The following is a 26,273-nucleotide window of genomic DNA, read 5'->3' as shown; positions in this document are numbered from 1 at the left end:
GTGAACCGACGGTGTGTCAGGCCGAAGGCGGGCCGTGGCCGTGGCCGGGTGATCCACAGTGGCGGAAGGAAATCCTCCGCCGAGAGGACCTCTTCCGTCTTCTGGAGTGGATCGTGACGTTCTCACTGTCGGATGCTGCCCGCCGGTCGGGACCTGGTGCCGGGCATCGTGCCGGCTCGGCCGCCGCCCGGGGCCGGGCGCTGGCCGTGGCGGCCGGCGTGTTCTGTACCGCCGCCATCGCTCCGGTGGCGCTGTCCGGGGCCGCCCACGCGCAGGGCACCTGTACGGTCTCAGGCCCCACCACCACCTGCACGTTCGCCTTCACCAGCGCCGAGCAAACCTTCACCGTGCCCAGCGGTGTCACGCAGGTCGACGTCATGGCGATCGGCGCCGGCGGCGGCGTGGAGGACAACGGCGTGAGCGGCGGCCGGGGCGCCCAGGTGTCCGGCACGCTCACCGGGCTGTCCGGCGGGCAGACCCTCTACGTCGAAGTCGGCGGCACCCCCACCAACGGCTCGTGCGCCGGCAGCGCGCAGTGCGCCGGTGGCTTCAACGGCGGCGGCAGTACCCACTTCGGCGGAGGAGGCGGCGGTGCCTCCGACGTCCGCACCCAGCCCGGCACCACCCCCCTGACCACCACCGACTCCCGCCTCATCGTGGCCGCGGGCGGCGGCGGAGCCGGCTGGGCCGGCCAGTGCACCGGAAGCCCGGGCGGAGACGCCGGTCAGCCAGGCGCGGACGCGACCTGCAGCGGAGGAGACGGCGGCGGGGCGGGCACGTCCACCCACGGCGGGACCGGCGGCACCGGCGGGGGCGGAGTGTTCGACGGTGGCCCCGGCACGCTCGGTGTCGGCGGCACCGGCGGCGGCCCGGGCAACTCCCTGACCGGTGGCGGCGGAGGCGGGGGCTACTACGGCGGAGGCGGCGGCGGCAACATCAACCCCTTCATCACTCCGAGCGGCGGCGGGGGTGGCGGAGGCGGCGGCTCGTCCCTGGTCCCCACCGGCGGCACCGGCCCCACGGTGACCAGCGCCGCCGCGGGCATCACCATCAGCTACCTCACCCCGGGCAAGCCCGTGACCACGGATCTGGTCTCGCGCCCGCACCGGACCCCACGAGTTGGCAAGACGGTGCAACTACGCGATGTGGTCTGCCCCACCGCCAGGAGCGCCAGGACAAGGCCCACCGGAACCGTGGTATTCACCGACACCACCAACCACACCACCCTGGGCACAGCTCCCCTGAGGCCCTTCCGCCGGAACTGCGCCGCCGCGATGGTCATCACCTCGTTCCGGAGCGTCGGCATGCACACCATCACGGCCGTCTACAGCGGCGACACCGTCTACCAGGGCAACAGCGGGAACCCAGAAACCCTCACGCTGACGGTGCGCCCGCGCTGGTGACGCCGCAGCACAACCATTAGGCACACCCCTACGGGCCCCTGCCGAACCACCCACCCGGCCGGGGGCCCCACACGTCCCGCCCCACCGACACGCCCTCCCGGGTGCTCTCGATTCCCACCGACATCTCCCGGCATCTCGAGTTCTTACCGGCACCCCGACCTGGGCCTGCCCGGCTGACGCGGGACCTGGGCGACTGCGGGGTCGTGCTCGACTGCCTCCGGGTAACAGTCCGCTGCGACTGTTACCCTCCTGACCTGCGGAAGTTCTAAAACTCGGCTCTCATCTGAGAGGCCAAATCAGGAAGCGGCGGCCGCGCGGTCGCACCCACCTCGTCGCCAATTGGCGAGTGCCCCGCGGCGGGTTCGACGGACGGGTCAGCACGACGCGGCACGCTGAGCGGAGCGCCCACGACGGACCCGGCCACATCGCGGCAGCAGCTGCTCCCCCGCAACCCACGGTGGCGGTGCGGTCTGCTCACGCTCGCGCATATGTGGCGGCGGCAGTACGGCGAGCGGCCCGATTCCGGCGGGGTCGACGGCGTACCGGCCCAGCGCCCTTCTCCGCCCCCTCCGCAGCCAGCCTGTCCTTCGTCACAACCGAGCTGCTGCAGTCGGCAGCGCGCCGGGCCACGTAAACCGCCTACGGTGTCCGTGTGCCGGCGGCGTCCAAGAACCGATCAGTTCTTGGACTGCGATGCCTGGGGGTCGACACGCCGAGCCGGAGCCGGCTGCTGTGAAGCTGTAAAGAATCAACCTGTTGGCGTGTCGCTATCCGGTGGGACTGCGGCGAAGAGTTCGTCCGCGGTGCGGTAGCGGGTAGGTGCGGGGCGGGCATGCACACCATCACGGCCGTCTACAGCGGCGACACCGTCTACCAGGGCAACAGCGGCAACCCCGAAACCCTCACGCTGACGGTGCGCCCGCGCTGGTGACGCCGCAGCACAACCATTAGGCACACCCCTACGGGCCCCTGCCGAACCACCCACCCGGCCGGGGGCCCCACACGTCCCGCCCCACCGACACGCCCTCCCGGGTGCTCTCGATTCCCACCGACATCTCCCGGCATCTCGATCAAAAGCCGATGCCAGAACACACCGACACCCGCTCTCAGCGCTCCAGCGCTCACCTACACAGCCAGCTGGCAAAGGCCGTGTACGGTTCGCCATCCACGGTGGTGACCGTGATCGCGGGGTCGTCGACGCCGGCCTGGGCGTCGTGGACGGCGACGGTCAGGTCGGCTGCTTCGGCGGCGTCCAGCAGCCGGTGGTACAGCGTCCGGTCGCTGACGAAGCCCTCCACGGCGGCACGCTGCTCCCACCACGACCCGTCGTGGCCGACCCCGGCCTCGCCGGGCTGGGAGGCGATGGTGAGGAACCCGGCGCGGTTGAGCGCCGCGAGGGAGGGGACCAGGTGCGCGGTCTCCTCATCGGGGCCACAACCTGGCATGTAGCCGGGCCAGGACCGCAGGTCGCCCTCCAGCCATAACGCCATCAGCGCGCCAAGGTCGGCGACAGTTTGGGCGGACCGCCAGCAGCGCCGGTCGGAGCGGCTCATCCACGGGAGCGTAGGTTTCACGGCCATGCTCCGGCGGCTCAGTAGCCGGCCCGGTAGCAGCGGGCCCGCTTCAGTCGAGTGGTCACCTCGGCGCCACGGACGGCGAGGCTGTCCCTGTCCTGGGTCCAGTCAGTGAGGCCCTCGAGGGCCGCAGCGCCCTTCAGGGCGTGGGCCTCAGTCTCGGCGATGGCGAGTGCCACTCCGGAGTGGTGGCCGATGCGCCACCGTTAGACATCACCGCAGTTGACGGTGTCGGGCAGCTTGTAGACGTGCAGGCCCGGCACGGGAGATGTGGACGTCACCAGGATGGCTCTGTTCACGAGAACGGGTTCTGGCTCGCTTTCCGTGATGCGCGCACGCTGAGTGACGGCTGACGCTCCGATCAGGCTCCGGAAAGTTGCCTGAAAATGACCAGGCCCATCTTGATGTGGTCGGAGCAATGCTCAGGACTTGTGGATCGGCCCCGGGAGGACACGCGGAGGGCGTACCTTCCCGAATGATCCGTAAGGTCTCCGAGTAGGCCCGCGTTCGCAGCGCGGGTCGGGAAGGCACGCCCGTGCTCAGCGTAGTGAATGCCGAGGGTTCCACCGAGTCCGGCTCCCTGATCGACGAGATCGTGCGCGAGGGCGCCCGTCGGATGCTTGCTGCAGCGCTGGAGGCGGAAGTCAACCAGTACATAGCCGAGTTGGCCGCCGAGCGGGACGAACGCGGACACCGCCTGGTGGTCCGCAACGGCCACCACCGGCCCCGCACTGTGGTCACGGCCGCCGGGCCGGTGGAGTTGAAAGCGCCCCGGGTGAACGACCGCCGCATCGACGAGGCCATCGGCGAGCGCAAGCGGTTCTCGTCCAAGATCCTGGCCCCGTGGTGCCGCAAGTCCCCGAAGATCTCTGAGGTGCTGCCCTTGCTCTACCTGCACGGCCTGTCCTCGGGCGACTTCGTGCCCGCGCTGGAGCAGTTCCTCGGCTCGACGGCCGGGCTGTCGCCGGCCACGGTGACCCGGCTGACCAAGCAGTGGGAGGACGACCACGCCGCCTTCTGCGACCGGGACTTGTCGGACCGCGACTTCGTCTACGTGTGGGCCGACGGCGTGCACCCCAAGGTCCGCCTCGGCCAGGTGCACTCCTGCGTGCTGGTCCTACTCGGGGTGCGGCTGGACGGCACGAAGGAGCTGATCGCGCTGGCCGAGGGGCTGCGGGAGTCGACCGAGTCGTGGGCCGACCTGCTGCGCGACTGCCGCCGCCGCGGCATGCGCGACCCCGAACTCGTCGTCGGCGACGGCGCGATGGGCCTGTGGAAGGCCCTGGCCGAGGTGTGCCCCGTCGCCCGGCACCAGCGCTGCTGCGTCCACAGAAGCCGTCAAGAATCAACCTGTCGCTTCGCGGTCAGCGGCTCGTTGGCCTTGTATGGCGATCACGGAGGAGATGCTGTCCCAACTCGACCGCCGCTTCGCGGCATTGCTGCCCCATCTGAACGAGCGGCAGCGGCGTCTGGCGGTGGCGGCCGAGGCGAGGCTGCTCGGCCATGGCGGGGTGCGCGACGCCGCCCGGGCAGCGGCGGTCAGCGAGACCACCGTGCGCCGGGGGATTACGGAACTGGAAGCCGGCGCCGGGCCGCTGCCCGGCGGACGCATCCGCGCCGAAGGCGGAGGCCGCAAACCGGCCGAGGAGATCGACTCCGGCCTGGTGAACGCGCTGATGGCCCTGGTCGAGCCCGACGAGCGCGGCGATCCGGAATCCCCGCTGCGCTGGACGACGAAGTCGCTGCGCCACCTGGCCGAGGAGCTGACCCGGCAGGGCCACCCGGTCTCCGCGCCGACGGTGGGCCGGCTGCTGAAGCAGGCCGGCTTCAGCCTGCAAGCCAACGCCAAGACCCTCGAAGGAGCCCAAAATCCCGACCGGGACGCCCAGTTCCGTTACCTCAACGAGCAGGTCAAGCAGCACCAGGCGGCAGGCGATCCGGTGATCCGGTGATCCGGTGATCCGGTGATCAGCGTGGACACCAAGAAGCGCGAGCAGATCGGGCGCCTGCCCATGCCCGGACGCGAGTGGCGCCCCAAGGGTAATCCGGTACAGGTCGAGGACCACCACTTCTTCTTCAGTGGACCGGACGTCGAGCAGGCCATCCCCTACGGGATCTACGACATCGCCCGCAACACCGGCTGGATCAACGTCGGCGTCGACCACGACACCTCCACCTTCGCCGTCGAGTCGATCCGCCGCTGGTGGAAGGCCCGCGGCCACAGCGACCACCCCAAGGCCACCCGGCTGCTGATCACCGCGGACGCCGGGGGCTCCAACGGCTACCGCTACAGGGTCTGGAAGAGCGAGCTGGCCGCACTGGCTGCCGAAACCGGCCTGACGATCACCGTCTGCCACTTTCCTCCGGGCACTTCGAAGTGGAACAAAATCGAGCACCGGCTGTTCTCCCACATCACCCACAACTGGCGCGGACGCCCCCTGACCAGCCACGACGTCGTCATCGAGACGATCGCCGCCACCCGCACCCGGGCCGGACTACGCGTCGAGGCCCGCCTGGACCGCGGCGACTATCCCACCGGCATCGCGATCAGCAAGGACCGCTTCGCCCCCCTGCCCCTGGTCAAGCATGAGACCCACGGCCAGTGGAACTACACCCTGCTGCCCACCCCCGCCGACACCGCGAACGCTCTGCCCGCCACCGGCGAGACGCAAGGTGTCGCCGACCGGCGCCGCGCACTCCTGGCCCGCCTGTCCGACCCACGGCTGACCGGGCTGAACAGCATGCAACTCACCGATCTAAGCGTCGAGTTGGCCCCACTTCAGGCCGCCCGGGCCCAGGAACGCTACAGCAAGCAGCGCGGCGGACGCGCCCGGCGGGCCACCGGCAACCAGCGGGCCAAGCCGCTGTTCGACGACGCGGCCAGGGTGATGCTCACCCTCCTCTACCAGCGGCAGGTCTGCTCGATGAAGCTGCTGGGCGACATGCTGGAGGTCACCCCCACTTGCATCGGCCACCTCGTCGCCGAAACCCGCCGCGCGCTGGAGGACCACGGCCACCAGCCCGGATACGCCCCCACCCGGTTCACCACGGCGGCCGAGTTGCTGGCCTTCCTCGACACCTCAACGGCCCCACCACGCACCCGGATCATGGAGAGCCTGTCCCATCCACGCCTGACCGGCATGTCCCACGAGGACCTCGACACACTCGCCCGGCGCCTCGCCCCACGCCAGGCCGCTCAGATCGAACGCGCCTCCCACCAGCGCCGGGGCGCCGATCGCCAGCCGGGCAGCCGCGGCGGCGTCTTCCCCCAAAAGATCGGCGACAAGGAGCGCGTCGTCCTCGCCGTCCTCTACCTGCGGAAACTGTGCACCCTGGACGTCCTCGCCGACGCGCTGGGCGACGTGAGCAGGTCCTTGATCGGCAACGTCGTCCGCGAGATCCGACCTTTGCTCGTGGAAGGCGGGCTCCTCCCGCCTCCGGCGACCGTCCGCTATCGATCCGCAGCTGATCTCCTCGCTGTCGCACATAGCGAAGACGACACACCGACAGGTTGATTCCTTACGGCTTCACAAGGCCCGGAATATCACGAATGCCCTGCCGAAGTCTGCACAACCGGGCGCCATCAAAAGCGATGCGGGAGATCTACAACGCCGAGGACCGCGCCCGCGCCGAGCAGGCGATAGAGGCGTTCGCCAAGACCTACGGCGCCAAGTGGCCCAAGGCCGTCGCAAAGATCACCGGTGACACCGACGAGCTGCTGGCGTTCTACGACTTCCCGGCGGAGCACTGGATCCACCTGCGGACGACGAACCCGATCGAATCGACGTTCTCCACCGTGAAGCTCCGCACCAAGGTCACCCGCGGCGCCGGCAGCCCGGCCGCGGCCCCTGGCGATGGTGTTCAAGCTCGTCGAGTCCGCTCAGGAACGCTGGCGCGCGATCACCGGCGCCCATCTCGTCGCCCTGGTCCGCTCCGGCGCGAGGTTCGAGAACGGCATCCTGGTCGAGCGTGAACAGAGCGCGGCAGCCTGATCAAGCGCCACCTGAACCAGGGAGGGGCTCGTCGTCCCAGTCAGGAACGGTTGTGCTGCCGGAGAGCCAGTCACGTCGCAGAATCGCGTACCCGACGGCGTCACGAACCTTGCCGTCGACTGTCGGCCATGCGTCGCGATAGTGCGCTTCCTTGGCGTAGCCGCACCGTTGAAAAGCACGGCGCATCGCCACGTTGTCCTGGCGAGTGGTTCCCTCGATCCGCTGGACCGGGGGGACCTCGGTGAAGACGTACCTGGTGAGCCAGGTGAGGGCCTGTCGGCCGAGACCCCGCCCTCGGTGCTCGGAGCGGATCCGCAGATCAAACAGCGGCGTGTCGTCGCCCAAGTCCATTAGCCGGACAAGGCCGGTCCGTTCGCCGGCAACCGTGATCCAGAACGTCCGGTTGCCCTCGTTGTCGTAGCGCCCTTCTCTGATCCCTTCCCGGACCTCGGCCTGGCTGACAACGTTCGAGCCATGGAACGGCCACGTGTCGCCCGAGAGGAAGTCGACCAACTCTTCTGCGTTGGTGGACCTGAAGCGTTCGTAGGTGATGTCCACGGGCGCACTCTAGAGACGGCGACGTCAACCCGGAACCGATTTTCTAGGCCACCGACGGAACGCTATGAGGGCCGCGGGGAAGCTTCACAAGCCGCCGGAGTCGAGTGATCCACAACTCTTGACAATTGCTCCCATACCTTTGGGCGAGGGGCCGTGCTGACCGTGGCACAGCCCCTCGCACCGCGGGTCAGGAACGGTTGTCGAACGTCACGAAACCCGCCTCCGTGTAATACCGGTCGAATTCCCCGCTGGGTTCGGCGCGGTCAACCAGACGGGCGAAGGCGCTTTCGTAGCGGGTGACCTCGTAGCGCACCACCGTGGTCTTGCCGTCGCGCTCCTCGAAGCACGGTTTGGGCAGGGGCAAGATGACGCGCCCACCGTCGACCGCTGTGAGGTAGTGGCGGTCGACGAGTACGCCGTGGGTGCGACGCTCGACCACCGGCAGCAGCGCAGCAATCCGCTCCCACAGCCCGTCATCAACCTCCCACGGCCTCCGCTGGCCCATGCCCATCCCGATCCGATCCATCGGATGTAGGCAAAGCGTCAGCTGACTGCCTGTCATTCCAAGGCAACAGCCGTTCATTTTGCTAGGAGTCCTAAGCGACACCGAGCCTCCGGCCGCGTCGCCCTCGGCTATCCAGATCCCCACGAACCTTCGCAGATCGCAGCACAACAACGGTCAAACCGTGGAGATGATCACAGTCGAGTTGGGTCCTCATTATCCGGTTCCGAGCGTTTTTATCTGGTGGGCATGTCATGTCCAGGTCACATAGGAAGGTGCTGCGACACCGAACGGATGTCGCAGCCATCCAAGAGTCGCCGCTGGTGGACGCCCACCCGCGTGAGAGGACCAACACCCATGAATGGCAAGAACTTAAGAAGGGTCCAGCTCCGCCCCGGAACACCTTCAGGGCAGGGCCGGAGGGGGAACACATTGCCTGGTCCGTCCAGAGGAAAGCTCATCCTTCGCCGGATAGCCATCGGCACCGCGGCGCTGCTGTTCCTGGGATCCGGGGCGGCGACCGCGACCGCAGCCGGGGGCGGCGGCTTCGATCGCAACACGAATCCGAATGCCGCACCGTCGAGCCGACCGGCCGCCGGGCCCTCGATGAAACCCATGACCGCGGCAGCGTCCCGGCCTGTGTCGGGCAAGAACCCCACGGCCGGGCCGGGCACGAAGGACGCCTCCGGTGTCTGGCAGGTCACCACGCCCAGGGTCAAGCTGAGCAACACCGTGACCAATGCCGACGGCGGCACGGCCGACCTCACCTTCGAGGTCTGGACCGCCGACTCCTCGGGGAACGCCAAGACCCAGGTGCCGATCAGCGGCGACCAGTACGGCGTCATGGTGTCCGGCTTCGTCAACTCCGGTTCGACCGCCTCCGTGACCGTCGGGGCCGGATACCTGAAGCCGAACGTTGACTACGTGTTCCACACCTCCGCCTACGCCAAGGAAAGCGGCCTGTACGAGACGTCGTGGTCGCCGTGGGCGCGATTCCGCGTCACGATGCCCGTCGACCTGACCCTGCCCAACCCCAACGCCTCGGCGGTGAACCCGGACCAGTCCGCCCAGCCGTACACGGACACGATGGCACCGCCCTCTCCGTGGACGACCACGGTCGCTCCGAACCGCGACCGCTCCACCGACCCCGAGTTGTTCCCGACCCACTGCACCACCTCCTCGGACGGAGTGAAGGTGTGCGGCAAGGCCGAGCCCTACGACGGCCGTAACTTCACCCTCCACCGCGGCACCGGCGCGCAGGCAAAGGCCGCCGCGCAGTCGTCCCTGGTCAGCGGCTGCGACCCGGCCAACCCGCGGGCGGGGCTGTGGACCACGCGCTTCGAGGAGTGCTCGTCGTTCACCATGGAGTGGGAGGCGTCCCTCAACGACGTCCCCGTGGGCACCGTGAAGGCGCTGGTGGTCAACGAGCGTCAACTCGACCCGAAGTCCGGGAACATCACCGAGCGGATCAACGTCACCGACGTGGACGTTCCGGCAACCATCCCCGCGTTCACCCTGGATGCCCCGGAGATCGACTGCGAGCCCTCCGGCAACTGCGGCGTCCAGAACGTCAGCGGCTGGACGGGCGCGGCCGCATGGGTGCCCGGCGACCACCACACCGTGACCGCGGATGCCACCTACCTCTGGGGGCCGACCCTGACCGGACCGTCCACCACCGACCCGCAGGTGATGAAGCTCGGCGTCGCGGTCGCACTGCAGGGCAACCCGAAGATCCCGGGCCGGACGGTGCAGACGACCCCCGCTTTCTTCATGGACGTCGTGGGCGGCGACCTGGAGAACGGCGGAGCTTCCGACCAGATCCGATGCGACAACACCAAGATCATCAACAAGGTGCCGACGATCGGCTGCGCGTTCCACAACTACGTGCCGACCTACACCTTCAACGCGGCGAAGTATCCGCAGGCCTCGTCGCACGCCTGGCTGATCCAGCACAAGCTGACCAACCACCCCGGCAGCAAGGCCGACAGCAAGCCGCTGTACTTCCTGCCCGACGGTGACATCAGCGGCAACCGGGCGGTGATCTGCCCCACCGGATGGGCGGCGGCCAACGGCGACACCAGCGCCCTCAACGGCGCGACGGACAAGGAGCTGAACTGCGACGAGTTCGCGTTCAACGCCACCTACAACAGCGGCGGGATGCCGTCGCTCGCGGGTGGCCTGAACCCGGTCAGCAGCGGGGACGCCTGTGTGCAGACCCTTGCGAGCAAGCAGGACGGCACCGTGCACCTGTTCAACATCGACGGCCTCGTGCCGACCTGGAAGGAGGTCTGCGGACGGTCCGCGATCTCCGGGAACGACAACAGCGGTTCGATGGCCGGGTTCGCAGCCTTCAACGCGAACCAGCGACTGCTGGACCGTGACCCGTACTGGCTGAACACGAACATGAGCGCGTCGTGCTCCGCCGACAGCACGACCGTGAAGTGCACCATGACCGCGAACAACCAGTAGCACCACCCCGCTCACAGGGGGCGCCGCGCCGAGAGGGCGCGGCGTCCCCGCTGCTACCGGTTCACACTGGCGAGGGCAGGTGCACCGCGGGCAGCAGCCCCAGCTCGATCTCCCGACGCGGCAGCGACAGCCCGAGATGTTCGCCCACCGCCGCGAACAACCGCTTCGCCAACTCCTCGTCCTCGTCCTCGGGGTCCTCGCAGCCGGGGAAGGTGTCCCGCACCGCCCCGGCCCGGCGCATGGCCGCATCCAGTGCCGCGAACGTCCCCAGCCGGTCCCTGGTCGGGACCGCGGTCTCCCGCAGGCTGTCACCGGGCTCGCCGGAACTCACCTCGCCAACTGCGTCGACGCAGCACACCCACGGGTGCTCGTGCAGGAAGCGGTCCAGGCAGACGAGTTCGTCGCCCTGCTCCACCAAGGTGTCCTGGCCCAGCCGGTCGAGGAAGACGAGGTGCCAGGTGGACCGCTCGACCTCCAGGACGTACGTCCACCCCCCGCTGCGACCGAACATCGCCACACTGTCCCCCAGGGGCACGCCTCGCCTGTCGAAGTCCTTGAACAGCGGCGGCCGTTCGGCCATGCCGCGGTCGGCGCCGAGGCTCACCACGAAGTCCACCGGGTCCACGCCCCGCACCGCCGTGAGGCTGATGTCCGAGAGCATCCCGTCCTTGGCGATCGCGCCGCTGTACCAGTGCTCGCCGATCCACCCCAAGCTGTTGCCCGTCACCGTGGCGACCCCTCTCCTCGACCTTCGCGCACACGATACTGACTTCGGCTGGTCAAGGTGACGTTGGATCACCGGGAGTCAGGCCGGTGCCAGCTATGAAGCTGTCGAGGGCGTCGGGCCGGTACTGGAGGCGTTTGAGCCGGTTGCGGACGAGGGCCTCGAGCCGATCGAGAGCGACGACTGCGAGGTTGGCCAAGCTGCGTTTGACGTGCGCCCATACGGCCTCCACGGGGTTGAGGTCGGGCGAAGGCGCTGGTGATCGCGCCTGTGCTCGCCGCGTGGTTCGCAGGCCTCCGGGTGACCAGCGGCATCGGGGCCCTGCCTGTCATGGCCCAGGGGTTCGGACGTGCAGGCCGGAGGGCTGAAACTCACCCGGACGACTCATCGAACAGGGCTCCGACTGGCGCCGAGCTCTCACGTCGAAGTGCCTTGCTCTGTGACAGGACGGCAGGGACTGGGCGGCCCCGTCCGCGCCCTGGTCCGGGGCCGCCCATACCTCGGTTGTTGTCGACCGGAGCCCGAGTCCGGCGGCGACGTCACCACCCTGTCCCCGCCCGAGTGCGCTTGCGGATGCTGCTGCGACCGCTGTCGCAGGCCGCCACGTAGCGGGCCGTGAGCGTGTCGGGACCGTGCACGGTGACCGTAAATCGGGTACGCCCGCGAGGCCCGAACCACTCCTGCCCGACCCGTGCGGTCAGTTCGGCGTACCGGTCCCGATGGCGGCCGCGGACTACATCGGCGGCGCGGACGCTCGACGCATGCACGGTGGCGACATCCGTCGGCCGGCCGGGCGGGTGTAGTCGTCGACGATCGCCTGCACGATCTGTTCGTCCAGGCCGGGCTGGTGGGGTCGGCCGCGCAGGGCGTAGGCGAGGTGGCGGCGGGCTTCGGCGAGCAGGTGGTGGCGCTTGAACGCGTCGCGCATCACGTACACCACGGCGACGGTATCGACGGCGGCCAAGGCGACGTCGACCACCGGCCGGTCTCGCGCCCACACGGCCGCGGCCGCCGCTCGCGCCCGCTCCGCCAGCCGGTAGATGGTGCAGGCGCCGAACGCCCGGATCGCTGAGCCGCGCCACCGCTCGCGCAGCTCGGTCAGCGACAGCGGCACGGTGCGCTTCGGCGGGCGTGTCTGGTCGGCGGCCTGGCAGCCCAGCGCGTAGGCGGCCCGCTCCCCCGGCGGGTGCCCCTGCCTCTCTTCGTAGTCGGCCGTGAGGACGGACAGCGCGTCTTCGATCTGCTGGCGGCGGGTCGACTGCCAGCAGATGAGGCGCTGGTCGATGCCCGCGATCTCCATGACCGGCCGGCGGCCGGGTGCCACCTCGCGCGGCTCCCACGCCCACCCGAGCCGGGTGGACACCTCCTCCATGAAGTACGGGGTGTAGAGGGTGCCGGCCGCAACGATGTGGTCCAGCATCGAGTCCGCCGACAGATTCCCCCACGTCCCCTTGGCGTCCGGCCGCCGGGCGCGGATCGACACCACCGCGTGATCGTGGAGCAGCCGCTTCCCGGCTCTGGACTCGTAGTGCCAGCACACCGCGACAATCCAGTCGCGCACCCATCACTACCCGTTCCGCCTGGTGCCGCCGGGCACCCTGGTGCTTCACAGCCCTGATCTCACCGTTGCTGCTCGGGTCTGTTTCTTGCCTGGGCCGTCCCTTGCGTTGGCCCTGGTCTCGCGCCGAGGTTTTCACCGCACGCCTCCTTGTTCACCAGACCTCAGAAGGTGATCACCCCCGCGTACGACGAGGACTGTCTGAGGCGTCTCAGGTTCAGCAGGGGGCGAGGGGGGCTGAGGTAGAGAGAGCTGGGTCGATGTCTTTCCCCAGGGCAGCCAGCCGGCGAGGGCCGAGAAGATTGACGCACCCAGCAGCCCGGTAGCCCCTCACTCCAAACGGTGGGGGGCTACTCGCGTCCGAGCAGACGAGCGATCTCGTCCTCCTCGGCTCGCTGCCTGGCGAACCGCTCCCGCAGCCCGACCTCACCGTTCGGCACTGGCGGTTTCCCCGACGAGTATCTTCAACGGCGCTATCTCGTTCGGGCTGGTCAGCGTCCCGATCACGGTCCTGAGCGCGACCGAAGACCACAGCGTCCACTTCCGGAGGATCCACACCGCCGACAACGGTCTGGTGCGCAACCGCTACTGGTGCGAGGTGGAAGACCGCGAGGTCACCTTCGGAAAAACAGGGCGCGGTTATGAACTGCCGGGCGGCCGGGTCATCCCGGTCACGGACGAAGAGCTGCGGACCCTGCCGCTGCCCACGGCGCGCGCCATCGAGCTGATCGCGTTCATCCCGGCCTCCGCCGTCGACCCGCTGCGCATAGGCCCCGGCTACTACCTCCAGCCGCAGGGCGCCGTCGCCGCCAAGCCGTACCTGGTGCTCCGGCACGCGCTGGAGCGCGCCTCGCGGGTCGCACTCGCGCGGTACGCGTGGCACGGCCGCGAGCGGCTCGGTCTGCTGCGGGTCCGGGGCGACGTGATCGCGTTGCACGGTCTGCTGTGGCCGGACGAAATCCACGACCCCGCCGCGATAGTCCCGCCTCCGGTCCAGCTGGACGAAGACGAGGTCGACGAAGCCATGGCACTGATCGAGGCCATGACCCGCGACGATCTCACCGGCCCGGAGTTCACCGACCGGTACACCGAAGCCCTTCACACGGTGATCGAGGCCAAGCAGGAAGACCGCCAGCTGCCGCAGCCCCCCGAGCCGACAGCCCGGCCGGGGCAGCTGGTGGACCTGATGGCCGCGCTGCAGGAGTCCGTCGACAAGGCCCGGACGGCGCGCGGCGACACGGATGTGCCCGAGGTGCCGGCCAAGCCCGCGAAGAAGGCACCCTCACCGAGAGCTTCCTCGAGGACCGCCGGGCGCGCGGGCGGCCGGCGCGGTACCTCAGCGCGCTGACCTGCCGTGGTCGAGCCCATGGCCGGGGCTACGGTCAGGGCGTGTCGCCGAAATGGTAGAAACGGCACGCGACGCCGGGACCAGGCGTGCGCGCCTCGCCGGGGCACGGGTCGTACAGATCGCGGCCGCCGACGAACTGCCCAAGCTCGGTGGACAGGGCCACGCCGTCGTCGACTTCATCCAGCCGCCAGCTCGTGATGTCCAGCAGCAGCCCGTCCAGCGGGCCGCCTATGAGCGTGGCGTACGTCTGGTGCGAAAGCGGACCGGGTTGGGATCGTCGTGGTCGTGGCCGTAGACCCGGCCACGCCGCCGGCGGAAGGCTTGCCCGGGTCAGGCACGGAAGCGGCAGAGCCAGCCGTCGGCCTTCCGGGCGGCCTGTTTGGCTTCCTGCTCCTGGTGGCGGCGCTCGTGCTCCTGGTGCTCGCGTTCGTCGGCTTCGGCCTGTTGCTCGCGCAGCGTCGGTCAGCTCTGCTGCATGGCCTTGAGGTCGCGCAGGAGCAGCTCGTTCGTGCCGCGGTCGGCCGCGCTGCCCTGGGTCCAGGCGAGGATCGCGGGGTGCGCCATCTCATACGGGGTGACGGCGGCCGTGTTCTGGCCGTCGGTGGCGGCGAGCTGGGTGAGGTAGGCGGCGAGGGCGTGCGGGCCGCCGCCGTTGTACCCGATGTTGTAACCGACGGCGTTGCGCTGCGGCAGGATCGACAGAAGCCCTTTCTCCGTCCGAGCCCAAAACAGGCAATGCGGCATCCATAGGTGACTCCCCGCGGTTCAGCCCTCATCCGTGGGCCTCGAGGAGTTCCCGGGTGCGACGCAGCAGGGCTTGCTGTACCGACTCCGGAGCGAGGACCCGCAGCGGCGTTCCCAGGCTGAGGAGGTAGCGGGCGAGGCCGTCCGGATCGGGACCGCCTATGTCGACCAGGGTCGCGTCCGGGCCGTCGGGGCGATGGGTACCGACCGTTGCGGGGACGACGCGCAGCGCCGCGTCCATGGGGAGCGGGAGCCGGATGGTCGCCGACAACGGGTAGGGGCCGTTCGCGATGTTGCGAGAGACCAGCCGTGCCGGGTCGGGCGGGTCGGTGAGATCCGCCGGCTGGCCGGTGCTCTGGAGACGGTCGACGCGGTCGGCACGGAACGTCCGCCACTGGCCTCGTTTCACGTCCCGCGCGACGAAGTACCAGCGACGTCCAGTGCGGACGAGATGGTACGGGTCGACGTCCCGGACCGTGGCCCGTCCCTCTGCGTCGACGTAGGACAGCCGGGCACGCTCGCCTCGTCGGCAGGCGACTGCCAATTCCAGCAACAGGCCCGCCCTGATCTGCGCTCCGTCGGCCCCGGGGAGGCTGACGAACGCGTCGTCCAGCTCACCCAATCGTTCTGCGATCCGCCGAGGCAGCACCTGGCGCAGCTTCAGCAGGGCGGACAGCGCGGCCTGGTCACCCCCCAGGGCGTCGCTCATCGCCGCCTCCCGTAGTCCGACCGCTACGGCCAGCGCCTCCTCGTCGTCAAGGATCAGCGGCGGCACCCGGGAGCCGGCGCGGAGGCGGTAACCGCCCCACGGCCCGGCCTCGGAGTCGACGGTGTAGCCGAGTTCCCTGAGCCGGGAGACATCCCGGCGGACTGTTCGATCCGTGACCTCCATGCGCTCGGCCAGTTCGCCGCAGGTCCACGACAGCCGGGAGGACAGCAGGGACAGCAGCCGTAGCAGGCGGGCGGAGGAGCTGATCACTCACGGAAGCTTTCCACATCCACGCCGCAACCAGGACCAGAACTGTCCGGGTCACGGCATAGCGTCCCTTCCATGAGCACGGACACCACTTCCGCACCCGCGTTCCGTTACGCCGCTGTCACCTTCGACTGCGCCGACCCCACCGAAATGGCCCACTTCTACGGCGAGTTGCTCGGCATGTCAGTCCTCTTCTCCAGCGAGGACTTCGTCCTGCTCGGCAAGGAAGGAGCGACCGGACTCGGCTTCAACCGCCTGGCCGACTACCGCCCGCCCACCTGGCCGGACCCCGCCCAGGAGAAGCAGGCGCACATCGAGCTGGGCGTAGACGACCTGGACATCGCCGAGAAGCGACTGCTCGACCTGGGCGCCGTCAAGCCCGCGTTCCAGCCGCAGCCGGAACGCTGGCGGGTGCTGCTGGACCCCGCAGGCCACCCGTTCTGCATCACGACCTTGGTCTGACACACCCTCGACCAACCGGAAGGACACACACCGCTTGACCTCCGCGATCCCCGACCCGACGTGATCCACCCACTGCACCAACGGGCTGTCCTCCTCAAGCCGCTGGTGACCAACCCACGCATCGAGGTCGGGGACTTCAAGATTGAGGAGTCCGTACGTACGGGTTGCTGCGCCGAGCATCCTGGCCGGAGTGCGAAGCTGATGTGGCGGCCCCCACTCAGGGCGCAGAGTGGGGGCCGCCTGGTGCCCTGGCGTCCTGCCAGCGCCAGGCATTACGACGCTACGTTCCAGCCCACGGGATCGCTCCTACGGTGCGTCGTACCGGGTGAATGCCGTGGCGCGATGCCGAGGAAGCGCCCCCCGCTGCAGCGCGCCCTGCGGGCGGCGGGAACGGCGGGGAGCCGCATCACGCCCCGGCCCAACAACAAGGGCGAGGACGGGCTCGTAGAACACCGCCCGCGGCCAGCCTTTGAGCTGTCGTCCCACCAGGCCCGCGCAGGCCTGGCCTGCCTGCGGGACATCATCGCCGAACGCGGCTGGCCGCCGCTGATCTGGACCAGGCCGGACGGCTACAAGTTCTGCTCGGACCCCGCCGAGCTCCAGGCATACGAGGTCGCGGTCATCCGGGAAAAGCTCACCGAGATCCGCCGGTTCATCACCGGCGTCGTCGCCCCTCACGCCGCCCTGCAACCGAAGGGACGGTGGATCAAACACCTCAACACCCAGCTCAGCTCGGTCGAGTCCACGCTCGGCGTGATCGCCGACTACATCGACGCCTGACCGGTGGGGCCGGTCGCGAAGCAGCCAGGCCCCACCCGCCCCCGGAAGGAGGGAAGTTGCCGCGGCGACGCTGCTATCCCTCCGACACCTGGGACGACGAGTGGGCCCTGATCGAGCCGTTGCTGCCGACGCCCGCCTGCGAAACGAGGTCGGGCGGCCGTCCGGAGAAACATCCCCGCCGGGAGATCGTGGACGCGATCAGATACGTGGTCGACACCGGCTGCAAGTGGCGGGCCCTGCCCAAGGACTTCCCGCCCTGGCGCACGTGCTACGGGTTCATGGCCCGATGGGCCGCGGCCGGCGTCGTCGGACAGATCCGTGACCAGCTCCGCAAGCGCGTCCGGCGCGAGATGGGCAGAGCACCCGGAGCGGTCGCCACCGTCATCGACTCCCAGTCGATCAAGGCCGCCGAGACCGTCGGCAAGGACTCCCGCGGCTACGACGCCGCCAAGAAGATCAACGGCCGCAAACGGCACCTGGTCGTGGACACCAAGGGCCTGCCCCTGTTCGTCATGGTCACCCCGGCCGACACGACCGACCGCAACGCGGCCAAGGAAGTCCTATTCCGGCTGTGGCTGATGCACCCCGAGATCACCATCGTCTGGGCCGACTCCGCCTACGCCGGAGAGCTCGTGACCTGGGCGAAGACCTACCTGAACCTGACGATCAAGACCGTCAGCCGCCCGAAGAACGCTTCCGGTTTCGTCGTTCTTCCCCGGCGCCGGGTCGTCGAACGCTGACACGCCTGGGTCATGCACGCCCGCCGACACGCGCGCGACTACGAACGGCTCGTCCAGCACTCGGAATCGCTCATCACCTGGGCCGCGATCACCCTCATGACCAGGCGAATCACCCGCCGAAGCTCCCGCAGGAGCGGTCAGCCGGACTCTCGCGAAGCCCACCGGGACTGACCAGACGACGGTCACGCTCACCACCGCCACCCAGAAACCTCCCGATTCCTCGGGCCTGGGCCGAATCCTCCCATCACCACCGGAAGGCCGTCAACGGAACCGCCTCACCGGAAAACTCACCGAGTTCCGCCGGTTCCTGCGCCTATGCCGGAAAGCTCGCGGCCTGGGCAAAGAAGTACCTCAGTCTCACGATCAAGACCGTGATCCGGCCCAAGGACGCCTCCGGATTCATCGTGCTGCCCTGCTGCTGGGTCGTGGAACGAACCTGGGCCTGGATGACGCACGCCCGCCGCCACGCAAGGGACTACGAACGGCTCGTCCAGCACTCCGAAACTCTGATCACTTGGGCCGCCATCACCCTCATGACCCGCCGCATCACCCGTGGAGCCAATCGCCCCCTCACGTCATCAGTGGCAGTGAGCGTGGCCCGGACCGCAACCCAAAAATAATTTGCCCGCGCGCCTACGTCGCCGACAGGATCCGCCCATGACTACGACTGTCGCCCTCCTACCGCTGACTTCCACCGCCCGGCCGGTGCGATTCCAGCAGCAGCCGGGCCGACTGCGAAGGCAGAGTTTCCCTCGCTCGTGATCGCCGTCCTGATCGCGGGGCTCCTCGCAGGCTATGGCATTGCCATGCCAGTGGGAGCGGTCGCGACATACCTGGTGGCCCTGACGGCCCGGACATCTCTGAGGATCGGTGTGTTCGCCGCACTGGGTGTCGCAACCGCTGACGGCCTTTATGCATTGATCGCCGTGACCGGGGGCTCAACGATTACTCCCCTCATCGAGCCAGTCGTCCTTCCGCTGCGATGGGCTTCCGCCTCAGTGCTGATTCTGTTGGCCCTCTGGAGTGGTGCCACGGCTATCCGCCAGTTCCGCAAGCAGCAGACGGCGATCCGAACCGATAAGACGCCCCTCACGCCTGTACGGGCCTACGTGGGACTACTTGCGATCACGATGATGAACCCCTTGACCGTGATCTATTTCGCGGCGCTTGTGCTCGGCAGCAACATCGCAACTGCTGCCACTCGCGTGGAGCAGGCTGTATTCGTCTTCGCTGCGCTCGCGGCGTCCGCCAGCTGGCAGTTGCTGCTCGCCAGCGGCGGAGCACTGCTGGGCCGAACGTTGACTGGCAGCCGTGGCCGGCTCGTTACCACCGTGCTCTCCAGCGGCCTGATTACCGCACTCGCCATTCAGCTCGTCCTCTCGCCGTCCTGACGCGGCTCGACCGCTGAGAGCACCACTCAGTGAAATTTCAAGGCCGCTGGCCAGCAAGACTGGCCAGCGGCCTCCGCCGTCTTCTGGACACAGCCTTCAGAAACAGCCACTGAGAGGTCGTTTTCATCTTTAACATCCTGCTATCACCGTTTTTCTTCCGCGTGATGTTGTGGTGCTGAAGAGGCTGCCGGGTTGATCGGCCCTTATGGGCCCAGTGGGGTGACAGCCGGGGCTGGGGGCGACTTACGCCTGTCTCATTCCGGGACGCCCGGATCTGTGCTGTGCTTCCGTGGGCGCTGCCGCGCGCCTGGGCGCACTCGGACTTGAGCGGTATGCCCAGGTCATGACCGAACGCCGTGCGTATCCGAGTGATCTGTCCGATGCCCGCTGGGAGTTGATCGAGCCGGTCCTGGCGGCCTGGCGGGCCGAGCGGCGCCGACATGCCCTGAACATCGGCCGGGCGCCCGAGCACGAGCTGCGCGAAATCATGAACGCGATCCTGTACGTGGACCGCACCGGAGTGCAGTGGCGCTACCTGCCGCACGACTTCCCGCCCTGGGAAACCGTGTACGGCTACTTCGCCAAGTGGCAGAAGGACGGCGTGTTCGCCCAGCTCACCGGCGTGCTGCGCAGGCTGTTACGGCAGAAGGAGGGCACGGGTGCGGAGCCGTCCGCGTGCGTGATCGACGCGCAGAGCGTGAAGACCTCCACCAGCGTTCCGGCCGCTGGGCAGGGCACGGATGCGGCGAAGAAGATCGTGGGCCGCAAGCGGAGCATCGTCACCGACACCCTCGGACTGCTGCTCGCGGTGCTGGTCACGGCCGCAACCGTGCAGGACTCCGTCGCCGGCACCCACTTGATCGACCAGGTGGCCGCCGCTCACCCCTCGATCCGCAAAGCCTGGGTGGACGGCGACTACCGTCAGCACCTCGTCGAGCACGCCGCCCACCTCGGCATCGACATGGAAATCGTCCAACACACCTCCGGCACCAGGGGATTCACCCCGCTGCCGAAACGCTGGACCGTGGAACGGACCTACGGGTGGCTGATGCTCCACCGCCGTCTGGCCCGCGACTACGAAACCCTCCCCACCCGCTCCGAAGCCATGATCCACCTCGCCATGACCGACCTCATGGCCCGCCGCCTCACCGGCGAAGCCACCATCTCCTGGCGCGACCCGACACCGCAGGATCAAACACCTATGCCGGGATAAAACATTGGGAGAAAGCGACCTCTTAGCAACCGGACCACCCGCATCATGCAGCTCACCGCCACCTGCTCTCGTCCTGGCAGGTAGCGGTGAGCTGTTCGGCGTTTCGGCCTCGGACCCGGCCTCGAATTTGAGACCAATCCCACTGCTACGCTCGGTGATTCTGTGACCACGGATCGGGCAGAGAGTCGGGGAGAAGAGTGGAACAGAAGAGCGACGAAGGTACAGGGGCCACTGAGCAGACCGTGCCCATAGCCGCGACATCGGTGACGGCGGCAGCGACAACAAAGACATCAGCTCCGCCGCCTACCCGTACCGCCCGCACCCGCCGGTGGCTGACGTGGGGCGGGTGCGTCCTGGTGGTGCTCGCCCTGACGGCCTTCGGGTTTTGGGAATTCAGCCCGTGGGAGCGCCTGTCCGGGCCGCACGGCACGCCTCCCGCGCCGTTGCAAGGCGTCCCCGCGCACGGAGCGAAACGGTATGAGTTCGCCATGGACCCGGTTCTGGTCGCGGGTGCGCTGATCGAGCGGCACGACGGTGGCGTCCGCGCGGTGAATCTCCGTACCGGGAAGACCTGGTGGGGAATCAGCAGGCCCGGCCGGGCGAAGGTGGCCGCTGTCGGACGCGTGGACGACCGGTACGCGGCCATCGTGTGGAGTGACCGCCGTCTCACTGTCGTCGACGTGCCCACCGGACACCGAACGCACGTAGACCTTCCGGACCGCTCCTACGCCAACGTCCGCGATTACGAAGCCGGCTTCGACCTCGACACGGGCGACAAGAAGGTGACAGGGCTCGCCAACGGGAGCGGGCATTCTCTGGTCGCCGTCGTCCAGTGGCGCGGGGTGGACGCCTACGACGCCTCTTCCGGCCGACGTCTCTGGACCCGGAAGGCCCCCGGGAAGTGCGGATACCGCCTGGCTGGTTCCGGGGGCCGCGACACAGGCGGGTTCCTGTCCCTGGACGTCGACTGCCCGCGGTTCACGCCTCCCCAAGGCGATCCTGTCGAGCTGAACTACGCGTACAGCACCCTCCTCGGTGCCGACACCGGCCGGCCGCTGCCGGGCTTCACCCACTTCTCTGACGGGTCCCTCGTCCCGGTCGGTACCGACCGGCTCCTGCAGGCCCACTACACCAAGTACCTGCGCTACCGGGTGATCAACTCCCGTACTGGGCGCGAGGTGTGGAGCCTCGACGACAAGGCCTGGATGGGGGACGGCTTCGTCGGAGCGGTGGCCGGAGGCGACGGCCTGGTGGTGGCCGAGAACGGCAAAGGCCGGGTCACCGCCTTCCGGGCCGCTGACGGAAAGCAGCTGTGGCAACGCACCCTGCCCGCGTCCCACGGCTGGGCCGACGTGCGGTCCCCCGCGGTGGTGGCTAGCCAGGTACGCGTCGTCGAGTTCAGCCCCCGGCCCTTGCAGGTCATCACCTTCACGTCGACCGGAGCGATCGCGGGAAGGGAGGAACTGCCCATGTTCGAAAGCAGGGGCTATCCCTGGATCGTGGGCGGAGACTACGGCACGCTCCTGATCCAGAACACAAACATGCGGGAGGAGAAGGAGCCGGGTGCCTACGTGTATCTGTCGGCCACTCACTAACGACTCGGTACGCGGTAGCGCGGGGTCGGCCGTGACATGACGACGGCCGCGCGGGTTGAGTGGATTGTGACGTCCTTCTCGGCCCGCGCGGCCTTGTCCCATCCTGCCTTCTGCGGCCTTGATCGTGCACATCTCGGCGATTTGAACGAGGAGTTGGCTGCCCCGTGGACGGCGCGGTGCGAGTCCGCGCTCCGGGAACGCCGGGGCGGCGACCGGCACCCCCCGCCAGAGGCGGGGGCGTTCTGCGTCTCGTGGTGGCTGGCTTACTGGTCGGTCAGACCCGCCGCTGCGACCTCCTGGCGCACCTACCCGTGGAGGTTGGACACCCAAGACCGGGCGGCTGCCCTGGGAGTGGGTAACCGACGGAACTCGCATGGTCCGGCGGGAGGCCCAGTACGACTCGCTCGACGACGCCCTCGCTCGGTGGTCAACCGGATGGAGCGCTACGGCAACGGCGAACTCGACCTGGAGTTCCGACAGATCGCCATCGCCGCCGACGACGTCCGCTCCGGCCAGCTCACCACCCACGACGTCAACACCCACGACGTCAACTTCGCCCGCTACCGCGAGGAGTGCATGCGCGAAGGCATCGATCCGCACACCGCTGTCGGGGTCGAAGCCCTCCGCCCCGGGCTGCTGCGGCAGCGGCTCGACGAGGCGATCGAGGGCTTGGTCGACGACGTCCGGCAGTGGAACATCGAGGCCCGCACCGAAGAGGCCGAGCGGGAGCTGCTGCGCTCCCTGCAAGGAGCGGTGAAGAAGATCGTCCAGCGCACCGCGGACATGCCGGCCTCCGAAGACGACGGGGACCAGTAGGCCCCGTGCACCACACGACACATGTTGCATCAGCTACAGTGCTCGGGACCGCTCCTGAGCTGCGGAAACTCCATCCGCACACCTGCGGCGCCCCGGAGAATGGTCGGTGATTTCGACGCATCAGGGGCGGACATCGAGCGCGACTGGGTGGCGCGCACGAGCTGCTGGAGCCACGTGGAGCGCGTTGTACTCACCCACGACCAAGTGCGTGAGCACGAGCTGCCCGCGGCGGCCGGCAAAGCTGGGGATCCACGGTGGCCGGGTTTCGCGGACCGATACGGGCTGGATCCGTCCCGGCCGGTGCAGTGGGAGGTCGAGGCCCTGGAGCCGGTACCCACCCCGGCTTCAACCCCTGCCCGCACCCTGACCCCGGCACAAAGACCGGCCGGCGCACCCCAGCGAGACCCGCTTCGTCTCCGAACTGCCCACGGCCGGCAAGGGCAAGGACCACGCCTGAACTTCCCCTCCACCTGGAGGCCCCATGAGCAGCACCCAGCGCGACGTTGACCACTCGCCTACCCCGAGCCGCTGGCCTCGCCGCTCTAGGAGAGGTTGCGGATGATCCCCTGGATCGCCTCGATGATGTTCTCGTCCTGGATTGTTCGCCGCAGCACCCGGGGCCCGGACTCCTCGCAGGCTTCGAGCAACCGGGCGACCTGCGGGGTACGGACGTCGATCCAACCGCCGTCGTCCAGCAGCAGGTAGACGCCCGGGTTCCCCCACATGGTCTGGTTGCGATTGAGCTCGAAGACCGCCCGGACCCGCTGCAGGGGCACCTGGTACGGAGTGCCGGTGCCGGAGGCCGTAAGCAGGGTCAGCCAGCCCGAGTCGTGCACCAGCAGCCCCGCATCCCCGTCGACCCGGGCAGGCACGGCGCAGCGTGCCCCGGCGGGCGCGGTGACCCGGCCGGCTGCGGCGGCCACGGCGCGCTTCCCATGCATGTGCCGCAGGCCGGTGAGGAGCCCCACCAGGAGCACCACGAGCACCCAGACGATCCCGGCCTCAGCCAACTCCGTGCGCCTCATAGGGGAGCCGATTTGGGCGAGGAGCATGCCTCCGGCGAGGAAGAAGCCGGCGAGAACGGTGAGCACCCAGTAGTTGGGATTCTTTCTGTAGAACTGCACCTTCTCGGGCGTACCGTCCGTGGGGGCCTTGGCCAGGCGTTCGAGATGCCGGAGCCGGCCAGGCCCGGTGGCGCGCACTTCCGCCAGGTCCGCTTCGGTCAACGTGACACCGAATCTCGGGACCCCGGCGATGAGTTCGAAATCCCGGTACCGGGTCTCAAGGAACGTGTAGTCGTGGATCGACAGGCGGTACCGGCGGATCACCTTGGTCAGCCCTGCGGCCCCCGCGGTGCTCATCGTGACACACAGGCCGAACCCGAAGACCGCCGAGGAACCTTGCGCCTGCCTGACGCCGAGGAGCCCGACGCCGAAGCCCAGCAGCCCGGCGAGGAGGGCGGCTGTGCTGCCCGCCCCCCAGAGCAGTCCCCGGACACCCATCCGGTACCGACCCGCGAGCGGGTCAGCGGTGCCCGCCGGACTGCCGGCGTACGGCTGCGGCGGCTGTTCGAGGAGCGCCATGCGCTCCGCGCTCAACCGGTCCGTCAGTGCCTGCCTGTCGCGGCGCCCGTTCCAGAGCATGCCCGCCGTCACCGCCACCGCCACCGCGATCAGCGCCGTTCCCAGCGCCAACCGCATCGTGCGGTCCCCGTCGGACGTGCTCGCCACGAGGATCCAGCCGAGCCCGGACGCCCACAGCAGCGCGGCGTGGGCCACCAGCCGGACCAGCGACAGGTCCCGGTGGGAGAGCTTCTCGAGCACGGTGTCCCGGCCGAAGGGCGACGGGACGGCAGCGGCCTGCTGCTGAGCGTGCGATGACGTGGAGGGGGTCGAGTCCTGGTTGCCCATGCCTTATCCGTGATCGCGGTGGACCGTCCGGAGGACGGCCTTGGCCGGCCGCAGCGCTGCTGCACGATCGCGCTGCAGACCGCCCGCAACCCTAGCGACCTGACAGGCCGTCCGAGTAGCACTCGTGATCACCGCCCACACATTTTTTCGAGCTTGGCCAGCGCCCCCGAGCGGGCAGGCATCCGCGCGCGCAGCATTTGCTCTGCGCAGCTCCTCCAGGTGCGCGCCCGATCCTGAGCAACCGAAGCAGAGGGCCTAATACCAAGGGCGGGCCTCATGCGTGGGCAGCGGACGCAGTCCTGGCCAACGTTCGAGCAGGCGGCCGGCCAGGTCGGAGCTGAGGCGGCCGACGGCGTGCAGGTGATCGTGGTCGCGGGTCATGTCGGCGACCACGCCCAGGCGGTGGACGAGCCGCTCACGGGCGGAGACGTAGCCCCACTCGAAGTCCTCGGCAGGCACCCGGGCGAGCTGGTCGACCGTCCCGCGATGGGCCCGCTCGACGAGCGCGTCGCCCTGGATCAGCCAGCCTGCGCACGCGTCGGCGAGGTCACCCGGCACGTCCTTCCCGGTGAGGCCGCGCCAGGTGGTCCGGTAGACGTCCTCGACCTCCGTGAGCGGGGCCGCGGTGACCGACATGGCACACCAGCAGGTGGGGAAGCCGGTGCGGAAGTAGGCGAGTTCGATCAGGCCGTTGCCGAGCGAGGCCCGCTCGAAGTCGACGAAGCGGACGCCGTCGGCGGTGCGCAGATCATTGCCGGGGCAGGGGTCACCGTGCAGCAGCGCATGGTGCGGGGTGGGGTCCAACCGCTCCAGGAGACCGGCGAGTTCATTGGGAACCGTGGACGGTACGGGCACGTCGAGCGCCCTGGCCAGGGTGAGGAAGGACTCCGCGTCGGTGGCCGTGGGCCCCGACCAGACCGGTAGTGCGCCCGTGTCGGCGGGCCCGGTCAGGGCGTGCAGCCGGGCGAGCGACTCGGCGTACCCCGGCATCCAGTCGTCCGTCTTGCCGAGGTCGTCCAAGTGCTCGAGGACCATCACCCGCGAGGACAGGTCCGTGGCGAGCACCGCGGGGGCCACGGCGGGACCGGAGGCCCGCCCCGCCAGGTGCAGCCCGGCGACCTCCCGCGCGAAGCGCGTGTTCGCGTCGGCGCCCGTGTCCCCGCCGTCGGTGATCTGCTTGACGATCACCAGCCGCCGGTCGGCCAGCCGCACCCGCCACACTCGTGACCGCGGACTGCTGTCCAGGAGTTTGGTCAGCTTGGGGGTGCCCACGGTGGAGAGCAGCGCCTCATTGAACGGAACTCGGTTCGGCATGCCGACGAGCGTAGCCGTAGCTTCGCACGCGCGAGCGCGCTACAGCCGACCACCGAGCACGGCCCCAGACGACCGGCACTGAGCTAATCAATCTTCACTGAGACAATCCATCAAGCATCAATTTTCGCTGAAACGGAAGAGATCAGCGCAGATTGCTTGAGATCGCATCAACCTTCGCTGAGACAGGTCAACATCGATTCGGCG

Annotated in this window: 19 protein-coding genes and 7 pseudogenes; 14 read left to right on the top strand and 12 right to left on the bottom strand. The window is 68.9% G+C overall.

Annotated features, from left to right (window positions below):
• Positions 1-113: 113 nt before the first annotated feature.
• Positions 114-1,403: an Ig-like domain repeat protein gene (locus tag ACTYVM_RS25505; RefSeq protein WP_445528196.1), complete on the top strand. Its 1,290-nt coding sequence runs from the start codon at positions 114-116 to the stop codon at positions 1,401-1,403.
• 1,121 nt (positions 1,404-2,524) lie between these two features.
• Here the strand turns inward: ACTYVM_RS25505 and ACTYVM_RS25500 are convergent.
• Both ACTYVM_RS25500 and ACTYVM_RS25495 read right to left on the bottom strand, forming a co-directional pair.
• Entirely contained in the window at positions 2,525-2,956 is a 432-nt protein-coding gene (locus ACTYVM_RS25500; protein WP_445528195.1) for a DUF6919 family putative SAM-binding protein, read from the bottom strand.
• A gap of 38 nt (positions 2,957-2,994) precedes the next feature.
• Entirely contained in the window at positions 2,995-3,156 is a 162-nt protein-coding gene (locus ACTYVM_RS25495) for a hypothetical protein (RefSeq protein WP_445528194.1), read from the bottom strand.
• Positions 3,157-3,512: 356 nt separating this feature from the next.
• On the opposite strand from ACTYVM_RS25495, the pseudogene ACTYVM_RS25490 reads away from it, so the two are divergent.
• The 3 pseudogenes from ACTYVM_RS25490 to ACTYVM_RS25480 form a co-directional block, all read left to right on the top strand.
• A pseudogene (locus ACTYVM_RS25490) lies at positions 3,513-4,310 on the top strand (IS256 family transposase); the annotation flags it as partial.
• A 52-nt stretch (positions 4,311-4,362) separates the two neighbouring features.
• Positions 4,363-6,492: pseudogene (locus tag ACTYVM_RS25485) on the top strand (ISAzo13 family transposase).
• Between the two features lie 13 nt (positions 6,493-6,505).
• Positions 6,506-6,969 (top strand): annotated as a pseudogene (locus tag ACTYVM_RS25480) (transposase); the annotation flags it as partial.
• Here the strand turns inward: ACTYVM_RS25480 and ACTYVM_RS25475 are convergent.
• Positions 6,970-7,527 (bottom strand): GNAT family N-acetyltransferase, encoded by a 558-nt coding sequence (locus ACTYVM_RS25475; RefSeq protein ID WP_445528193.1) that lies wholly within the window; start codon positions 7,525-7,527, stop codon positions 6,970-6,972.
• Positions 7,528-7,714: 187 nt separating this feature from the next.
• Positions 7,715-8,053 (bottom strand): hypothetical protein, encoded by a 339-nt coding sequence (locus ACTYVM_RS25470; RefSeq protein ID WP_445528192.1) that lies wholly within the window; start codon positions 8,051-8,053, stop codon positions 7,715-7,717.
• Between the two features lie 591 nt (positions 8,054-8,644).
• Between ACTYVM_RS25470 and ACTYVM_RS25465 the strand changes: the two genes are divergently transcribed.
• Entirely contained in the window at positions 8,645-10,498 is a 1,854-nt protein-coding gene (locus ACTYVM_RS25465) for a hypothetical protein (RefSeq protein ID WP_445528191.1), read from the top strand.
• Between the two features lie 61 nt (positions 10,499-10,559).
• Here ACTYVM_RS25465 and ACTYVM_RS25460 read toward each other — a convergent pair whose 3' ends face one another.
• The 3 genes and pseudogenes from ACTYVM_RS25460 to mobF all read right to left on the bottom strand — a co-directional run.
• Positions 10,560-11,225: a hypothetical protein gene (locus ACTYVM_RS25460; protein ID WP_445528190.1), complete on the bottom strand. Its 666-nt coding sequence runs from the start codon at positions 11,223-11,225 to the stop codon at positions 10,560-10,562.
• Positions 11,226-11,277: 52 nt separating this feature from the next.
• Positions 11,278-11,481, bottom strand: a pseudogene (locus ACTYVM_RS25455) (IS630 family transposase); the annotation flags it as partial.
• 522 nt (positions 11,482-12,003) lie between these two features.
• Positions 12,004-12,771 (bottom strand): annotated as a pseudogene (mobF, locus tag ACTYVM_RS25450) (MobF family relaxase); the annotation flags it as partial.
• A gap of 448 nt (positions 12,772-13,219) precedes the next feature.
• Here mobF and ku point away from each other — a divergent pair.
• Positions 13,220-14,128 carry a non-homologous end joining protein Ku gene (ku, locus tag ACTYVM_RS25445; RefSeq protein ID WP_445528200.1) on the top strand — a complete coding sequence of 303 codons (909 nt, stop codon included), beginning with the start codon at positions 13,220-13,222 and terminating at the stop codon, positions 14,126-14,128.
• Positions 14,129-14,162: 34 nt separating this feature from the next.
• On the opposite strand, the pseudogene ACTYVM_RS25440 reads toward ku, so the two are convergent.
• From ACTYVM_RS25440 to ACTYVM_RS25430, 3 genes and pseudogenes are all read right to left on the bottom strand, one after another.
• Positions 14,163-14,434 (bottom strand): annotated as a pseudogene (locus ACTYVM_RS25440) (hypothetical protein); the annotation flags it as partial.
• A gap of 156 nt (positions 14,435-14,590) precedes the next feature.
• Positions 14,591-14,872, bottom strand: coding sequence for a hypothetical protein (locus ACTYVM_RS25435; RefSeq protein ID WP_445528189.1), 282 nt, complete (start codon positions 14,870-14,872; stop codon positions 14,591-14,593).
• A gap of 28 nt (positions 14,873-14,900) precedes the next feature.
• Positions 14,901-15,851 (bottom strand): helix-turn-helix transcriptional regulator, encoded by a 951-nt coding sequence (locus ACTYVM_RS25430; protein WP_445528188.1) that lies wholly within the window; start codon positions 15,849-15,851, stop codon positions 14,901-14,903.
• Positions 15,852-15,923: 72 nt separating this feature from the next.
• Between ACTYVM_RS25430 and ACTYVM_RS25425 the strand changes: the two genes are divergently transcribed.
• The 8 genes and pseudogenes from ACTYVM_RS25425 (at position 15,924) to ACTYVM_RS25390 (ending at position 22,845) form a co-directional block, all read left to right on the top strand.
• Positions 15,924-16,310: a VOC family protein gene (locus tag ACTYVM_RS25425; protein ID WP_445528187.1), complete on the top strand. Its 387-nt coding sequence runs from the start codon at positions 15,924-15,926 to the stop codon at positions 16,308-16,310.
• Between the two features lie 342 nt (positions 16,311-16,652).
• On the top strand, positions 16,653-17,090 hold the full coding sequence (locus ACTYVM_RS25420; protein WP_445528186.1) for a RacP protein: 438 nt from the start codon (positions 16,653-16,655) through the stop codon (positions 17,088-17,090).
• Complete coding sequence (locus ACTYVM_RS25415) at positions 17,012-17,830, top strand: IS5 family transposase (RefSeq protein ID WP_445528185.1); 819 nt, start codon at positions 17,012-17,014, stop codon at positions 17,828-17,830. Before ACTYVM_RS25420 ends, ACTYVM_RS25415 begins: the two co-directional genes overlap by 79 nt.
• Positions 17,831-18,141: 311 nt before the next feature.
• Positions 18,142-18,438: pseudogene (locus ACTYVM_RS25410) on the top strand (IS5-like element IS4811 family transposase); the annotation flags it as partial.
• A gap of 150 nt (positions 18,439-18,588) precedes the next feature.
• Positions 18,589-19,221, top strand: coding sequence for a LysE family transporter (locus ACTYVM_RS25405; RefSeq protein ID WP_445528184.1), 633 nt, complete (start codon positions 18,589-18,591; stop codon positions 19,219-19,221).
• A 343-nt stretch (positions 19,222-19,564) separates the two neighbouring features.
• Positions 19,565-20,434 carry an IS5 family transposase gene (locus ACTYVM_RS25400; protein WP_445528183.1) on the top strand — a complete coding sequence of 290 codons (870 nt, stop codon included), beginning with the start codon at positions 19,565-19,567 and terminating at the stop codon, positions 20,432-20,434.
• 488 nt (positions 20,435-20,922) lie between these two features.
• Complete coding sequence (locus tag ACTYVM_RS25395) at positions 20,923-22,029, top strand: outer membrane protein assembly factor BamB family protein (protein ID WP_445528182.1); 1,107 nt, start codon at positions 20,923-20,925, stop codon at positions 22,027-22,029.
• Positions 22,030-22,452: 423 nt separating this feature from the next.
• Positions 22,453-22,845, top strand: a complete 393-nt coding sequence (locus ACTYVM_RS25390; protein WP_445528181.1) for a hypothetical protein — start codon at positions 22,453-22,455, stop codon at positions 22,843-22,845.
• 542 nt (positions 22,846-23,387) lie between these two features.
• Here ACTYVM_RS25390 and ACTYVM_RS25385 read toward each other — a convergent pair.
• Positions 23,388-24,755, bottom strand: coding sequence for a hypothetical protein (locus ACTYVM_RS25385; protein WP_445528180.1), 1,368 nt, complete (start codon positions 24,753-24,755; stop codon positions 23,388-23,390).
• 255 nt (positions 24,756-25,010) lie between these two features.
• A complete protein-coding gene (locus ACTYVM_RS25380) occupies positions 25,011-26,069 on the bottom strand; it encodes a phosphotransferase (protein WP_445528179.1) in 1,059 nt (352 codons plus the stop codon).
• Positions 26,070-26,273 lie beyond the last annotated feature (204 nt).

This window comes from Streptomyces cyslabdanicus, from assembly GCF_052663305.1.
Note: the sequence above shows the minus strand (reverse complement) of the source record. Positions and strands in the feature narration are given on the sequence as shown.

Bases quoted from the DNA above. Each gene is read 5' to 3' on its own strand.
- ACTYVM_RS25500 (WP_445528195.1), bottom strand. From the start codon at position 2,956: ATGAGCCGCTCCGACCGGCGCTGCTGGCGGTCCGCCCAAACTGTCGCC.
- ACTYVM_RS25470 (WP_445528192.1), bottom strand. From the start codon at position 8,053: ATGGATCGGATCGGGATGGGCATGGGCCAGCGGAGGCCGTGGGAGGTT.
- ACTYVM_RS25465 (WP_445528191.1), top strand. From the start codon at position 8,645: ATGACCGCGGCAGCGTCCCGGCCTGTGTCGGGCAAGAACCCCACGGCC.
- ACTYVM_RS25435 (WP_445528189.1), bottom strand. From the start codon at position 14,872: ATGCCGCATTGCCTGTTTTGGGCTCGGACGGAGAAAGGGCTTCTGTCG.
- ACTYVM_RS25425 (WP_445528187.1), top strand. From the start codon at position 15,924: ATGAGCACGGACACCACTTCCGCACCCGCGTTCCGTTACGCCGCTGTC.
- ACTYVM_RS25420 (WP_445528186.1), top strand. From the start codon at position 16,653: ATGCCGAGGAAGCGCCCCCCGCTGCAGCGCGCCCTGCGGGCGGCGGGA.
- ACTYVM_RS25400 (WP_445528183.1), top strand. From the start codon at position 19,565: ATGACCGAACGCCGTGCGTATCCGAGTGATCTGTCCGATGCCCGCTGG.
- ACTYVM_RS25395 (WP_445528182.1), top strand. From the start codon at position 20,923: ATGGACCCGGTTCTGGTCGCGGGTGCGCTGATCGAGCGGCACGACGGT.
- ACTYVM_RS25385 (WP_445528180.1), bottom strand. From the start codon at position 24,755: ATGGGCAACCAGGACTCGACCCCCTCCACGTCATCGCACGCTCAGCAG.
- ACTYVM_RS25380 (WP_445528179.1), bottom strand. From the start codon at position 26,069: ATGCCGAACCGAGTTCCGTTCAATGAGGCGCTGCTCTCCACCGTGGGC.